Origin of the sequence: Enterobacter sp. Crenshaw (assembly GCF_024734705.1) — a bacterium.
GTDB lineage: Bacteria > Pseudomonadota > Gammaproteobacteria > Enterobacterales > Enterobacteriaceae > Enterobacter > Enterobacter asburiae_B.
Genome location: NZ_CP102932.1, coordinates 354180 through 367609, shown reverse-complemented (window position 1 = coordinate 367609; position 13430 = coordinate 354180). Strand labels below are relative to the sequence as shown.

General features: G+C 60.9%; 14 protein-coding genes. 11 read left to right on the top strand and 3 right to left on the bottom strand.

The features are described 5' to 3' along the window. Positions 1-9: 9 nt before the first annotated feature. Genes phnL through phnP form a run of 5 tightly spaced genes read left to right on the top strand, consistent with a single transcriptional unit; the run spans position 10 to position 3566 of the window. Positions 10-690 (top strand): phosphonate C-P lyase system protein PhnL, encoded by a 681-nt coding sequence (gene phnL, locus NWV12_RS01685; protein WP_048979058.1) that lies wholly within the window; start codon positions 10-12, stop codon positions 688-690. Further along, on the top strand, positions 687-1823 hold the full coding sequence (gene phnM, locus NWV12_RS01680; protein WP_048979059.1) for an alpha-D-ribose 1-methylphosphonate 5-triphosphate diphosphatase: 1137 nt from the start codon (positions 687-689) through the stop codon (positions 1821-1823). The genes phnL and phnM overlap by 4 nt, the downstream gene beginning before the upstream one ends. After that, on the top strand, positions 1820-2371 hold the full coding sequence (gene phnN, locus NWV12_RS01675) for a ribose 1,5-bisphosphokinase (RefSeq protein ID WP_058842081.1): 552 nt from the start codon (positions 1820-1822) through the stop codon (positions 2369-2371). Before phnM ends, phnN begins: the two co-directional genes overlap by 4 nt. Then, complete coding sequence (gene phnO / locus NWV12_RS01670) at positions 2364-2798, top strand: aminoalkylphosphonate N-acetyltransferase (RefSeq protein ID WP_033144430.1); 435 nt, start codon at positions 2364-2366, stop codon at positions 2796-2798. Before phnN ends, phnO begins: the two co-directional genes overlap by 8 nt. Positions 2799-2807: 9 nt before the next feature. Further along, positions 2808-3566, top strand: a complete 759-nt coding sequence (gene phnP, locus NWV12_RS01665; protein ID WP_048979060.1) for a phosphonate metabolism protein PhnP — start codon at positions 2808-2810, stop codon at positions 3564-3566. 40 nt (positions 3567-3606) lie between these two features. Here the strand turns inward: phnP and yjdP are convergent, their stop codons facing one another. Further along, the gene (gene yjdP, locus NWV12_RS01660; protein WP_033144428.1) at positions 3607-3930 is read right to left on the bottom strand and encodes a DDRRRQL repeat protein YjdP; all 324 of its coding nucleotides are present in this window, start codon (positions 3928-3930) and stop codon (positions 3607-3609) included. A gap of 69 nt (positions 3931-3999) precedes the next feature. Continuing rightward, complete coding sequence (locus NWV12_RS01655) at positions 4000-6282, bottom strand: ATP-binding protein (RefSeq protein WP_033144427.1); 2283 nt, start codon at positions 6280-6282, stop codon at positions 4000-4002. Positions 6283-6515: 233 nt separating this feature from the next. Between NWV12_RS01655 and NWV12_RS01650 the strand changes: the two genes are divergently transcribed. From NWV12_RS01650 to NWV12_RS01625, 6 genes are all read left to right on the top strand, one after another. Continuing rightward, entirely contained in the window at positions 6516-8036 is a 1521-nt protein-coding gene (locus NWV12_RS01650) for a sugar ABC transporter ATP-binding protein (RefSeq protein ID WP_023310078.1), read from the top strand. Next, positions 8033-9028, top strand: a complete 996-nt coding sequence (locus NWV12_RS01645; protein WP_032662554.1) for a ribose ABC transporter permease — start codon at positions 8033-8035, stop codon at positions 9026-9028. The genes NWV12_RS01650 and NWV12_RS01645 overlap by 4 nt, the downstream gene beginning before the upstream one ends. 32 nt (positions 9029-9060) lie before the next feature. After that, positions 9061-10002, top strand: a complete 942-nt coding sequence (locus NWV12_RS01640) for an ABC transporter substrate-binding protein (protein ID WP_101744423.1) — start codon at positions 9061-9063, stop codon at positions 10000-10002. 115 nt (positions 10003-10117) lie between these two features. Continuing rightward, entirely contained in the window at positions 10118-10804 is a 687-nt protein-coding gene (locus NWV12_RS01635) for a D-lyxose/D-mannose family sugar isomerase (protein ID WP_047059282.1), read from the top strand. A 10-nt stretch (positions 10805-10814) separates the two neighbouring features. Further along, positions 10815-11675: a ketose 1,6-bisphosphate aldolase gene (locus NWV12_RS01630; RefSeq protein ID WP_048979062.1), complete on the top strand. Its 861-nt coding sequence runs from the start codon at positions 10815-10817 to the stop codon at positions 11673-11675. After that, entirely contained in the window at positions 11675-12679 is a 1005-nt protein-coding gene (locus tag NWV12_RS01625; protein WP_048979063.1) for a carbohydrate kinase family protein, read from the top strand. Before NWV12_RS01630 ends, NWV12_RS01625 begins: the two co-directional genes overlap by 1 nt. Here the strand turns inward: NWV12_RS01625 and NWV12_RS01620 are convergent. Then, positions 12676-13407: a response regulator gene (locus tag NWV12_RS01620; RefSeq protein WP_048979064.1), complete on the bottom strand. Its 732-nt coding sequence runs from the start codon at positions 13405-13407 to the stop codon at positions 12676-12678. The two genes, NWV12_RS01625 and NWV12_RS01620, sit on opposite strands and share 4 nt — an antisense overlap. Between the last annotated feature and the right edge of the window lie 23 nt (positions 13408-13430).

Here is a 13430-nt window from a genome sequence, read left to right as displayed (position 1 = left end):
GAGGCCAACATGATCCACGTACAAAACGTAAGTAAGACCTTTGTGCTCCACCAGCAAAACGGCGTGCGCCTGCCGGTGCTGCAAAATGCCTCGTTAGAGGTCAGCAGCGGCGAATGCGTGGTGCTGCACGGCCATTCCGGCAGCGGAAAATCCACCCTGCTACGCTCCCTGTACGCCAACTATCTGCCGGATGAAGGCCACATTCACATTCGCCACAACGATGAATGGGTCGATCTGGTGCAGGCCCCCGCGCGCAAAGTGCTGGAAGTGCGCCGCACGACGATCGGCTGGGTCAGCCAGTTCCTGCGGGTGATCCCGCGGATCTCCGCCCTGGACGTGGTGATGCAGCCGCTGCTGGATCTGGGCGTGCCGCGAGAAGCCTGCGCCGCCAAAGCCGCCAGCCTGCTGACGCGCCTCAACGTGCCGGAGCGCCTGTGGCATCTCGCCCCGTCGACCTTTTCCGGCGGTGAACAGCAGCGCGTCAATATCGCCCGCGGGTTTATCGTCGACTACCCGATTTTACTTCTGGATGAACCCACCGCCTCGCTCGACGGCAAAAACAGCGCGGCCGTGGTGGAACTGATCGAACAGGCCAAAGCGCGCGGCGCGGCGATCGTCGGGATCTTCCACGACGAAACCGTACGCAGCCGCGTGGCGGACAGATTGCACCCGATGGGGGTCCACGCATGATTATTAATAACGTCAGGCTGGTGCTGGAAAATGAAGTCGTTAATGGCTCGGTTGAAGTTCATGAAGGCGTTATTCGCGCCTTTGCCGAAACCCAAAGCCGTACCCCTGAAGCGATGGACGGTGAAGGCGGCTGGCTGCTGCCGGGGCTGATTGAGCTACATACCGATAATCTGGACAAATTCTTCACCCCGCGCCCGAAGGTCGACTGGCCCGCCCACTCGGCGATGAGCAGCCATGACGCGCTGATGGTCGCCAGCGGCATTACCACCGTGCTGGACGCGGTGGCGATTGGCGACGTGCGCGACGGCGGCGATCGCCTGGAGAATCTGGAGAAGATGATCAACGCCGTGGAGGAGACGCAAAAACGCGGCCTCAACCGCGCCGAGCACCGTCTGCACCTGCGCTGCGAGCTGCCGCACCACACCACCCTGCCGCTGTTTGAAAAGCTGGTCGGGCGCGAGCCGGTCTCGCTGGTCTCCCTGATGGACCACTCGCCGGGGCAGCGCCAGTTCGCCAACATTGAAAAGTATCGCGAATACTATCAGGGCAAATACTCCCTCAACGACGCAGAGATGGCGCGCTACGAGGAAGAGCAGCTGGCGCTTGCCGCCCAGTGGTCGCAGCCAAACCGTCTCAGGATTGCCGCGATGTGTCGTGACCGCAATATCGCGCTGGCCAGCCATGACGACGCCACGCACGATCACGTGCGCGAATCCCACCAGCTTGGTAGCGTGATCGCCGAATTTCCCACCACGTTTGAAGCGGCTGAAGCCTCCCGCAGGCACGGCATGAACGTGCTGATGGGCGCACCAAACATCGTGCGCGGCGGATCGCACTCCGGTAACGTCGCGGCAAGCAGGCTTGCCTCCCTGGGTCTGCTGGATATTCTCTCGTCCGACTACTACCCCGCCAGCCTGCTGGATGCGGCGTTCCGGGTCGCCGACGACGAGAGCAACAGCTTTACGCTGCCGCAGGCGATTCGCCTGGTGACGAAAAACCCGGCCTCGGCGCTTAATCTTCAGGATCGCGGGGAAATCGCCGAGGGTAAACGCGCGGATCTGGTGCTGGCCCACCGCAAGGGCGAGCACGTTCACATCGACCACGTCTGGCGTCAGGGAAAAAGGGTGTTCTGATGGGAAGGCTCATCTGGTTAATGGGGCCCTCGGGTTCCGGTAAAGACAGCCTGCTGTCCGCCTTACGGCAGCGGGAACATCCGCAGCTGCTGGTCGCACACCGCTATATTACCCGCGCGGCCCATGCCGGGAGCGAAAATCATATCGCCCTAAGCGAGCAGGAGTTTTTCATCCGTGCCGGGCAAAACCTGCTGGCGCTGAGCTGGCACGCCAACGGTTATTACTATGGCGTGGGCATCGAAATCGACCTCTGGCTGCATGCGGGGTTCGACGTGCTGGTTAACGGCTCGCGTGCGCATCTGCCGCAAGCGCGCGCCCGCTATGAGGCGGCCCTGCTGCCGGTCTGCCTGCAGGTTTCGCCGGACGTTCTGCGCAGCCGGTTGCAGAGTCGGGGGCGTGAATCAGCCCGTGAGATCGATCAGCGGCTTGAGCGTGCGGCCCGCTATGCCCCGTCGGACTGCTACATCCTCAATAACGACGGAAGTTTGCTACAGTCAGTCGATACCTTTTTATCGCTTATCCGTCAGAAGGAGAAACAGCATGCCTGACTGCCAGCTTCGCCCCGCCACCGCCGACGATGCGCAGAGTGTTTACGCCCTGATCTGCGAGCTCAAGCAGGCAGAGTTCGACCATCAGGCGTTCCACGCCGGGTTTCTTGCCAACCTGCAGGATCGCAACATGCGCTACCAGCTTGCGGAGAGAGAGGGACAGGTCATCGGCATGATCGGCCTGCACATGCAGTTTCACCTGCATCACGCGCGCTGGATCGGCGAGATCCAGGAGCTGGTCGTAATGCCGCAGGCGCGTGGGTTAAAAGTGGGCAGTCAACTGCTGGCCTGGGCGGAAGAGGTAGCGCGACAGGCCGGCGCGGAGCTGACCGAACTTTCCACCAGCGTGAAGCGCACCGACGCGCACCGTTTTTACGTTCGTGAAGGATACACGCAGAGCCATTTCCGATTCACCAAACCGCTGTAGAGGTGCGCTATGAGTCTGACCATCACGTTGACGGGAACGGGTGGCGCCCAGCTAGTGCCGGTCTTTGGCTGCGACTGCGCGGCGTGTCGCCGGGCTCGCCTGCAGGATAATTATCGCCGTCGCCCGTGCAGCGCGGTGGTGAAATTCAACGATGCCGTCACCCTGCTGGATGCCGGTATTCCGCACCTGATGGACGATTGGCCGGCGGGCAGCTTCCAGCAGTTCTTGCTCACCCATTACCATATGGATCACGTTCAGGGGCTGTTCCCCCTGCGCTGGGGCGTGGGGGCGACGATCCCGGTTTACGGTCCGCCGGACGACGCCGGATGCGACGACCTGTTTAAGCACCCCGGCATTCTGGATTTCAGCCACACGGTCGAACCGTTTGTGATGTTTGAGCTTCAGGGTTTACGGGTCACGCCGCTGCCGCTCAACCATTCAAAACTGACCTTCGGGTATTTGCTGGAATCGGCCCACAGCCGCGTGGCCTGGCTCTCCGACACCGCCGGACTGCCGGAGAAAACGGTGAAGTTCCTGCTCAACAACCAGCCGCAGGCAATAATTATCGACTGCAGCCATGAGCCACGCGAGGAAACGCCGCGAAACCATTGCGACTTAAATACCGTGATTGCGTTAAACGAAGCGATTGGCTGCCCGCAGGTGATCCTGACGCACATCAGCCATCAGTTTGACGTGTGGATGATGGATAACCCGCTGCCGCAGGGCATAGAAGCGGGCTATGACGGGATGGTGCTGGTGCTGGATTAGGTTTTCTCCCTCTCCCGTGGGAGAGGGCAACAGGCCGCACTTAGCCTCGATCGTAATCGTCTTCTAACCTGCGCTCATCCTCTTCCAGACGACGTCTGTCGTCATCCAGCTGACGCTGACGTTCATCTAAACGACGGCGTCTGTCTTCAAGCTGCCGACGACGATCGTCGTATTGTCGACTGTCGATTTGACGGCTGCGGTCATAACGATCGTCGTCGTCATTGCTGCGGCTGCTGCTGGGGTTATAGGCATCGTTGATCGCCTGCTGAATGTTGCCAATAGCATCATCAACAATATCGGCATGAGCCAGTTGGCTGGTGAGTGACAGCAGACCGAATAACAGAGCAGTTGAGTAACGTTTCATAAGGCCAGACTCGCAGGTGAACTGGCCTTACGATAATGAACGGCGGGAAGCCGGGGTAGCGGAGGAATCTCAAATTACCATAACCTTGCGCAGCGCCTGCGCCAGCTGCACTCGCGTAAACGGCTTACGCAGTAGCTGGACGTCCGGCAGCTGAGGGTTATGCGCGGGCCGTAGATCCTGGCCGCTGATCAGCAGCACAGGAAGCTGCGGATAATGGCTGCGCACATGGTTAATCACCTCAGCGCCGCTCAGACTGCCGGGTAGCATCAGGTCGCTGATAAACATGCCAATATCCGGCGACGCCGCCAGCATATTCAGCGCCTGCTCGCCGTTGTCCGCTTCCAGCGTCAGGTAGCCGAGCTGATGCAGCTGCTCGCACAGGGTTTGCCGAACATCGGCCTCATCTTCCAGCACCAGCACCAGCCGCTCGCTATCGACGGAGGCGGTGGCTGACAGCGCTTCATCGTCTGCCGCAGCAGGCAGCACCGAGCGCGGGAGGTGAAGCCGAACGGTCGTTCCCTGCCCCGGCGCGCTTTCAATCTCCACGCGGCCACCGGACTGGCGCACAAAGCCGTAGACCATCGACAGGCCTAACCCGCTTCCGCTTCCGGTCTGCTTGGTGGTGAAGAACGGTTCAAAGACCCGGGATTTCACCTCCTGCGACATGCCGCTGCCGCGGTCAATGACCTCCAGCGCCACCATATCCTGCCTGCGCCCGTCGCTGCGGGTGACGCGCTGATTCCAGGTCCGAATTTTAATCACCCCGCTTTGCCCTTCCATCGCATCGCGCGCGTTCATCACCAGGTTGATGATGGCGTTTTCCAGCTGGCTAACGTCAATCCACGCGGGCCACGCCGGGGTTTGCGCTTCAATCTCCAGGGTCAGGGTGGCAGGCAGGGAGTGGCGCATCAGCTCCCGGAGGTTCTCCAGCAGCGGCAGCATCTCTACCGCATGCGGCGTCAGGGACTGCTTGCGGGAAAACGCCAGCAGGCGCTGCGTCAGTAAGGCACCCCGCTCGGCCGCCTTCAGCGCCCGGGTAATGCGCGGCGCGTCTTTTGATTCGGGGTCGGTGAGCTCAAGGCTGCCGATGATTACCGCCAGCAGGTTGTTAAAATCATGCGCCAGCCCGCCGGTCAGCTGTCCGACCGCCTTCATCTTCTGGCTGTGCAGCAGCGCCTCTTCCAGCCCCTGACGCTCAACGCGGTCGATCTCCATCTGCGTGGTTTTCTCTTTCAGCAGGCGCGTGGTGTGCTCAAGCGAGGCGGTATTGCGGGCAAAAACGTTAAACGCGCGCGCCAGCTCGCCCAGCTCATCGCGCCGCTGGAGGGCGGGAACGGAGACATCCTGTTCGCCGTGAGCAAGGCGCGACATCGCCCGGGAAATCGCCGTCAGGTTAGAGGCCAGATTGCGGTAGATATACCAGCAGGCGCACCCGGTGATGATCAGCGCCAGCACGGCGAAGAAGCTGATAAACACGCTGATGGACTGCAGCTCGTGATGGCTCTGGGCCGTGCGAAGCCGGGAGGCCTGCGCCACCTGCCCGACGTACTGATTAATGTCGCTGTTGAGGATCGCCACCAGCGCCTTAATGTGGAACATATACCAGCTTATCGCCAGATCGCTCTCTTCCAGCTGCTTCGACAGCGGGGCGAGCTTGCCTAGCTCGGCATTAAAATCTGGCAGAACCCCCTTCACGACCGGCTGTACGGCACTCCGGGGCAGCGCAGCGGCTACGGCGTCCAGCTGCTGAACGGTCGCGCGCGGCGAAGGAGTGTCGATGGCGGCGGCGATCAGCCGGTCCATCTCCATCAGCTGCTGCGCATCCGGCACGTTGCTGTCGTAACGGCGGTTGATGTCCTGCAGATGACGCAGGTAGCTCTGGCTTTGATACAGCGAGCTCAGCAGCGCGTTACGCTCCAGATGGCGCCGCTGGCCGCGCTCAAGCATCTCCGTCACGCTCTGCTGTAGCTCATTGCTTCGTTGAATAATACGCGCCACCAGCGCCGGCTCCTGCTGCGCCAGCGGCGCTTCCGCAAGCTGTTCCAGCGAGCGGCGCAGCGCCATTTGCGTCTGCTTCAGGCGCTCGGCTTCGCCTTTGTACTCCAGCGCCCCGACGACCTGCGAAAGCCGCACCGCCGCCGTCGCCACGTTGGCGGTATCGCGGGCCAGGTTCATGCTGCCGGTCATATCGTCCAGCGTTTGCTGCTGAACCTGCTCCTGGATTTGACTGGCGTGACGAAAGCCGAGCACCGCCACGCCGCTCACCATTAGCGTCACGGCGACCACCAGCAGATTAAAAATCAGCAGGCGGCCTCGGGCGCTGGCGAAAAAGGGCGGACGGCGTGATGGCATGGATTTGGGCTCCTGTGCGGTTTGGTGTCCCCTCACCCTAACCCTCTCCCCAAAGGGGCGAGGGAATGATTTGCTCCCTCTCCCTTTCAGGGAGAGGGCCGGGGTGAGGGTAGTTCAATAACTGTGATCTACATTAGCTATTCATAACTATGACAAATATGAACAGCTTCTGACATTTTGCATTTACGCACCTGTGATGAAGTGCAGATATCGGCATTCGCAGGAGATCCGCCATGAGCAGAACCCCGGTATTAGAGATGCGCAGCATTGCCAAAACGTTTGGCAGTTTCCACGCGCTCAAGGGTGTGGATTTGACGGTCTTTCCCGGAGAGATCCACGCGCTGATGGGCGAAAACGGCGCGGGAAAAAGCACGCTGATGAAAATCCTCGCGGGAGCCTATACCGCCACCAGCGGTGAGATCCTGATCGACGGTCAGCCGTTTCACATTAAAGGGCCGAAAGATGCGCTGGCCGCAGGCATTACCCTGATTTATCAGGAGATGCAGCTCGCGCCCAACCTGACCGTTGCCGAAAATATCTTTCTTGGCAGCGAGCTGTCGCGCGGCGGGATGGTGCAGCGCAAAGAGATGGCCGCCCAGGCGCAGGCGGTGATTGAGCGCCTCGGGGCACAGTTCAATGCCACCGACCTGGTGATGAAGCTGACCATCGCCGAGCAGCAGCAGGTGGAAATTGCCCGCGCGCTGCACCGCAACAGCCGCATTCTGGTGATGGATGAACCCACCGCCGCCCTCTCCTCGCGGGAAACGCATCGCCTGTTTGAACTGATTTTGCGCCTGCGCGATGAAGGGATGGCGATCATCTATATCAGCCACCGCATGGCGGAAGTGTATGAACTTTCTGACCGCGTCAGCGTTCTGCGCGACGGGCAGTACGTCGGCAGCCTGACGCGCGACAAGCTAAACGCCTCCGAGCTGGTGCGCATGATGGTGGGCCGCCCGTTAAGCGACCTGTTCAACAAAGAACGTGATATTCCCCTCGGCAGCCCGCGCCTCAACGTCCACCACCTCACCGACGGTAAAAAGGTACAGCCGTGCAGCCTGCAGGTCCGTTCCGGCGAAATCGTTGGGCTGGCGGGCCTGGTGGGGGCCGGGCGCTCCGAGCTGGCGCAGCTGATTTTCGGCGTGCGTAAAGCCACCGGCGGCATGATTGAGGTCGACGGCGAGCCGGTGGTGATCCACTCCCCGCGCGCGGCCATCGAGAACGGCATCGGTTTTCTCACCGAAAACCGTAAGGAGCAGGGGCTGTTTCTGGAGCTGGCGGCGCAGGAGAACATCACCATGGCGACGCTGGAGCGCGACGCCACCTTCGGTATGTTAAACCGCAAAAAAGCCCAGTCGATTTCCGATGACGCCATTGCCCTGCTTAACATCCGCGTGCCCCATTCGCAGGTGCGCGCGGGCGGGCTGTCCGGCGGCAATCAGCAAAAGCTGCTGATCTCCCGCTGGGTGGCCATCGGTCCGCGCATTCTGATTCTGGACGAACCCACGCGCGGCGTGGACGTCGGCGCGAAAAGCGAGATCTACCGCATCATGAACCAGATGGCGCGCAAAGGGGTGGCGATTTTAATGATCTCCAGCGAGCTGCCGGAAGTGGTGGGCATGAGCGACCGAGTGTACGTGATGCGGGAAGGCAGCATTGCGGGTGAACTCCACGGGCGCGACATCTCTCAGGAAAACATTATGACGCTGGCAACCGGCGTGAACGACACTCATCATCAGGCGGTGCAATCATGACAACTCCAACCCATCCGCAGCAGGTGGCGAAATCCGCCTCCGCCAAAAAAATGCTGATGAGCGATCTGATGCAAACGGTCGGCATCCTGCCGATTCTTATCCTGATTGTGGCGGTATTTGGCTTTATCGCCCCGAACTTCTTCACCGAGAGCAATCTGCTCAACATTACCCGTCAGGCGTCGATCAACATCGTGCTGGCAGCGGGAATGACCTTCATCATTTTAACCGGCGGGATTGACCTCTCCGTGGGCTCGATTCTGGGCACCACGGCGGTAGCGGCGATGGTGGTCTCGCTTATCCCTGAATTTGCGATGCTCTCCATTCCGGCCGCGCTGATGCTCGGCATGGTGCTGGGTCTGTTCAACGGCGCGCTGGTGGCCTTTGCCGGGCTGCCGCCCTTCATCGTGACGCTCGGCACCTATACGGCGCTGCGCGGCGCGGCGTATCTGCTGGCGGACGGCACGACGGTCATTAACTCCAACATCAGCTTCGAGTGGATCGGCAATAACTACCTCGGCCCGATCCCGTGGCTGGTAGTCATTGCCCTTGCGGTGATTGCTATCTGCTGGTTCATCCTGCGCCGCACCACGCTCGGCGTCCACATCTACGCGGTGGGCGGCAACATGCAGGCGGCGCGACTGACCGGCATCAAGGTCTGGCTGGTGCTGCTGTTTGTCTACGGCATGAGCGGCCTGCTCTCCGGGCTCGGCGGCGTGATGAGCGCCTCGCGCCTCTACAGCGCCAACGGCAACCTCGGCACGGGCTACGAGCTGGATGCGATTGCGGCGGTGATCCTCGGCGGCACTAGCTTCGTCGGCGGGATCGGCACGATCACCGGCACGCTGGTCGGCGCATTAATCATCGCCACCCTCAACAACGGCATGACGCTGATGGGCGTCTCCTACTTCTGGCAGCTGGTGATCAAAGGGGCGGTGATCATCATAGCGGTGCTGATCGACAAATACCGTACCCGACACCATCAAAGTGCATAACAACAAAACCCTACAGCTTCGAGGAAAACAACATGCGTTTGAAACCGTTAGTGACCGCGCTCTGTGCTGGCGCGCTGCTTGCCGCAACGCCGTTTGCGCAGGCAAAAGATCTGAAGTCCATCGGCGTGACGGTGGGCGACCTGGCTAACCCGTTCTTCGTGCAGATCACCAAAGGTGCCGAGCTGGAAGCGCGCAAGCTGGCAGGCGATAACGTCAAGGTGACGCTGGTCTCCAGCGGTTACGATCTGGGCCAGCAGGTGGCGCAGATCGACAACTTTATTGCCGCGAAGGTGGACATGATCATCCTCAACGCCGCGGATTCCAAAGGGATCGGCCCGGCGGTGAAGCGCGCGAAGGACGCCGGGATCGTGGTCGTTGCGGTTGACGTGGCGGCGGAAGGGGCGGATGCGACCATCACCTCCGATAACACCCAGGCGGGCGAAATGGCCTGTAAGTACATTACCGATCGCCTGAAAGGCAACGGCAACGTGGTGATCATCAACGGACCGCCGGTCTCTGCGGTGCAAAACCGCGTGGAAGGTTGCCAGACGGAATTCAAAAAACATCCGGATATCAAGGTGCTCTCGGATAACCAGAACGCCAAGGGCAGTCGTGAAGGCGGTCTGGAAGTCATGACCTCCCTGCTGGCGGCCAATCCGAAGATCGACGGCGTGTTTGCGATTAACGATCCGACGGCGATCGGTGCCGATCTGGCCGCGAAGCAGGCTCAACGCAACGAGTTCTTTATCGTCGGCGTGGATGGCAGCCCGGACGGCGAGGAAGCGCTGAAGCGCGAAAACTCCCTGTTTGTCGCGACCCCGGCGCAGGATCCGCAGGTGATGGCGGCAAAAGCGGTGGAGATCGGCTATGACATTCTGCAGGGCAAACCTGCGCCGAAAGCGCCTGTGCTGATCCCGGTGACGATGATCGATAAAAAGAACGTCGGCACGTATAAGGGCTGGACGGTTAAGTAACTTCGGTGCGGCCTGATGCCCTCACCCTAACCCTCTCCCACAGGGAGAGGGAACTTACTCCCCCTCACCCTTGAGGGGGAGGGCTAGGGTTTTGCAAAAAAAGCCAGGAGTCCCCATGAAACGCTCCGACATCAATGAAATTCTCGGCCACACGCGACAGTTTTTTTCCATGCACGACGTGCACCTCCCGCCGTTTGCCAGCTTCCCGCCCACGAAATGGCAGCAGCTTGACCAGGCCGCATGGCAGGAAGTGTTCGACCTCAAGCTCGGCTGGGACGTGACGGCGTTCGGCGGCAACAGCTTTGCCGCTGAGGGCCTGACGCTGTTTACCCTGCGCAACGGCTCGCCCAACGGCGTGCCTTATGAAAAGTGCTATGCCGAAAAAATTATGCACGTGCGCGACGGCCAGGTGACGCCGATGCATTTTCACTGGCGCAAGCGGGAAGACATCATCAACCGGGGCGGCGGGAATCTGATTATTGAGTTATGGAATGCCGGGGCGCATGAAGAGACGGAAAACACCGACGTGACGGTCACCGTCGACGGCTGCCGTCAGACCCACGCGCCCGGCAGCCAGCTGCGCCTTACGCCAGGGGAAAGCATCTGCCTGACACCCACTCTGTACCACAGCTTCTGGGGCGAACGCGGCTTCGGCGACGTGCTGGTTGGGGAGGTGTCATCGGTAAACGACGACGAGCACGACAACCACTTTTTGCAGCCCGTTGCCCGCTATAACAACATCGAAGAAGACGAACCGGCGCTGCTGGTGCTGTGCAACGAGTACAACCTGTTCCGGATATAAGGAGTAAATGATGCCATTGATCTCTCTTGCCGAAGGTCTGGAGCACGCCAGGGCGCATCGCTACGCGCTGGGCGCGTTTAACGTGCTCGACTCCCACTTCCTGCGCGCGCTGTTCGCCGCCGCGAAGCAGGAACGCTCGCCGTTTATTATCAACATCGCCGAAGTGCATTTTAAGTACGTGTCTCTGGATTCGCTTGTCGAAGCGGTTAAGTTCGAAGCCGCCCGTCACGATATTCCCGTGGTGCTCAACCTCGACCACGGCCTGCATTTCGAGGCGGTGGTGCGCGCCCTGCGCTTAGGGTTCAGCTCGGTAATGTTCGACGGCTCTACGCTGAGCTATGAGGAGAATATTCGCCAGACGCGGGAGGTGGTGAAGATGTGCCACGCGGTCGGCGTGTCGGTGGAGGCGGAGCTGGGCGCGGTCGGCGGCGATGAAGGCGGCGCGCTGTACGGGCATGCGGATGAAGCGTTCTTTACCGACCCGCAGCTGGCGCGCGAGTTTGTCGATTCAACCGGCATTGACGCGCTGGCGGTTGCCATCGGCAACGCGCACGGCAAATACAAGGGCGAGCCGAAACTCGATTTCCCACGCCTGGACGCCATTCGCCAGCAGACGGGCCTGCCGCTGGTTTTACACGGCGGCTCCGGGATTAGCGATGCCGACTTCCGCCGCGCCATCGAGCTCGGCATTCATAAAATCAACTTCTACACCGGCATGTCGCAGGCCGCACTCGCCGCCGTTGAGCAGCGCATGGCGAACCGCCAGCCGCTGTACGATGAATTTGCCGAGCTGCTGCTGGGGATAGAAGAGGCGATTGCCGATACGGTCGCCGAACAGATGCGCATCTTCGGCAGCGCGGGGCAGGCATAATGGAACGCAAAGGCATCATCGCCGCAGGCAACATGCTGGTGGATCACGTCCACCAGATCGTGCAGTGGCCGGAGCGCGGCTGGCTGGCAGAAATCACCCACAGCGAACGCTCAACCGGCGGCGCGCCGCTCAACGTGCTGCTGACGCTGGCGAAAATGCACGTTGGCCTGCCGCTGCAGGCGGTGGGGCTGATTGGCGAAGATGCCGACGGGGATTACATTCTGGCGATGCTCGACCAGTACCACGTCAACCGCCAGCGGGTTCAGCGCACCACCTTTGCCCCGACCTCCATGTCGCAGGTCATGACCGATCCCAGCGGACAGCGCACCTTCTTCCACTCGCCGGGCGCCAACCGCCTGCTGGATCTTCCCGCCTTCGATCGCTTAGACGGATCGATGAAGATCTTCCATCTCGGCTACCTGCTGCTGCTCGACAGCCTGGATATGCCCGATGACGAGTTTGGCACCCGCAGCGCGCGCCTGCTGGCGCAGATGCGCGACCAGGGGTATGAAACGTCGCTCGATCTGGTTTCCCGCAAGGGCGACCCGCGCTATCAGCCGCTGGTGCTCCCTGCCCTGCGCTACCTTGATTATCTGGTGATTAACGAGCTGGAAGCCGGGGAGTTTAGCGGACTGGAGATGCGCGACGCCGACGATGCGCTGAATATCGCCCATATCGCCGATGCCGCGACGCAGCTGCTGGCGGCAGGCGTTCGCCAGCGGGTGGTGATCCACTGCCCGGAAGGCGCGTGGGGTGAAGCACCGGGTGAGCAAGGCCGCTGGATCCCATCATGGTTGCTGGAGCAAAAAGAGATTGTCGGCAGCGTTGGCGCGGGCGATGCGTTTTGCGCGGGGTTTTTATACGGCTGCCATGAATCGCTCCCGCTCACGGAGAGCATTTATCTGGCACACGCCTGCGCGCGGGCCAGCCTGCTGGCCGCCAACGCGATTGACGGCGCGAAAACGCTGGCCGAGCTGCAGCTGTTTATCAAAGAGAATACCTAGGCCGCTTTCTCGCTATGGGAAACATCGGTGGCAAACACATAGCCTAGCCCACGGATGGTTTTGATGAGCGCAGGCTGATGCGGATTCGCCTCGATCTTCCGGCGCAGGCGCATGATCAGCACGTCAATCGTGCGGTCGAACACGTCCGCGCTTTCGCTGTGGGTCAGCTCAAGCAGCCGGTCACGGCTCAGCACCCGACGGGCATTTTGCGTGAGCGCCAGCAGCAAGCCGTACTCGCCCTGGGTTAAGGGGACAGGGTTACGCTGCGGATCGCTCAGCTCACAGCGGGTGGTATCGAGCGTCCATCCGTTAAAAGCAATGCCCGCGACGGGCGCTGCGGGGACTTCCGCCGCCAGCACGCCGGTACGGCGCAATACCGCTTTTACGCGGGCGACCACCACGCGCGGGTTGAACGGTTTGCCGATATAATCGTCAGCCCCCATCTCCAGCCCCACCACCACGTCTGACTCACTACCCAGCCCGGTTAACATGATCACCGGTAGCGCCGGGCGCTGCTTTTGCAGCTGCAGCAAAACCTGTAAGCCGTTGATATCCGGCAGCATCATATCCAGCAGCACCAGCGCGATATTCGGCTCCTGTTGTACCTGCCGCAGTGCATCCTGGCCGTTATGACAAATAAGCACGCTAAAGACGTGCTCGCTCAGCACGTCCTGAAGCAGTTCGCAGACTGCCGTATCGTCATCAACCACCAGGATCGCCGGTTTCATCGTATGCTTCCGTCAGGGGATTA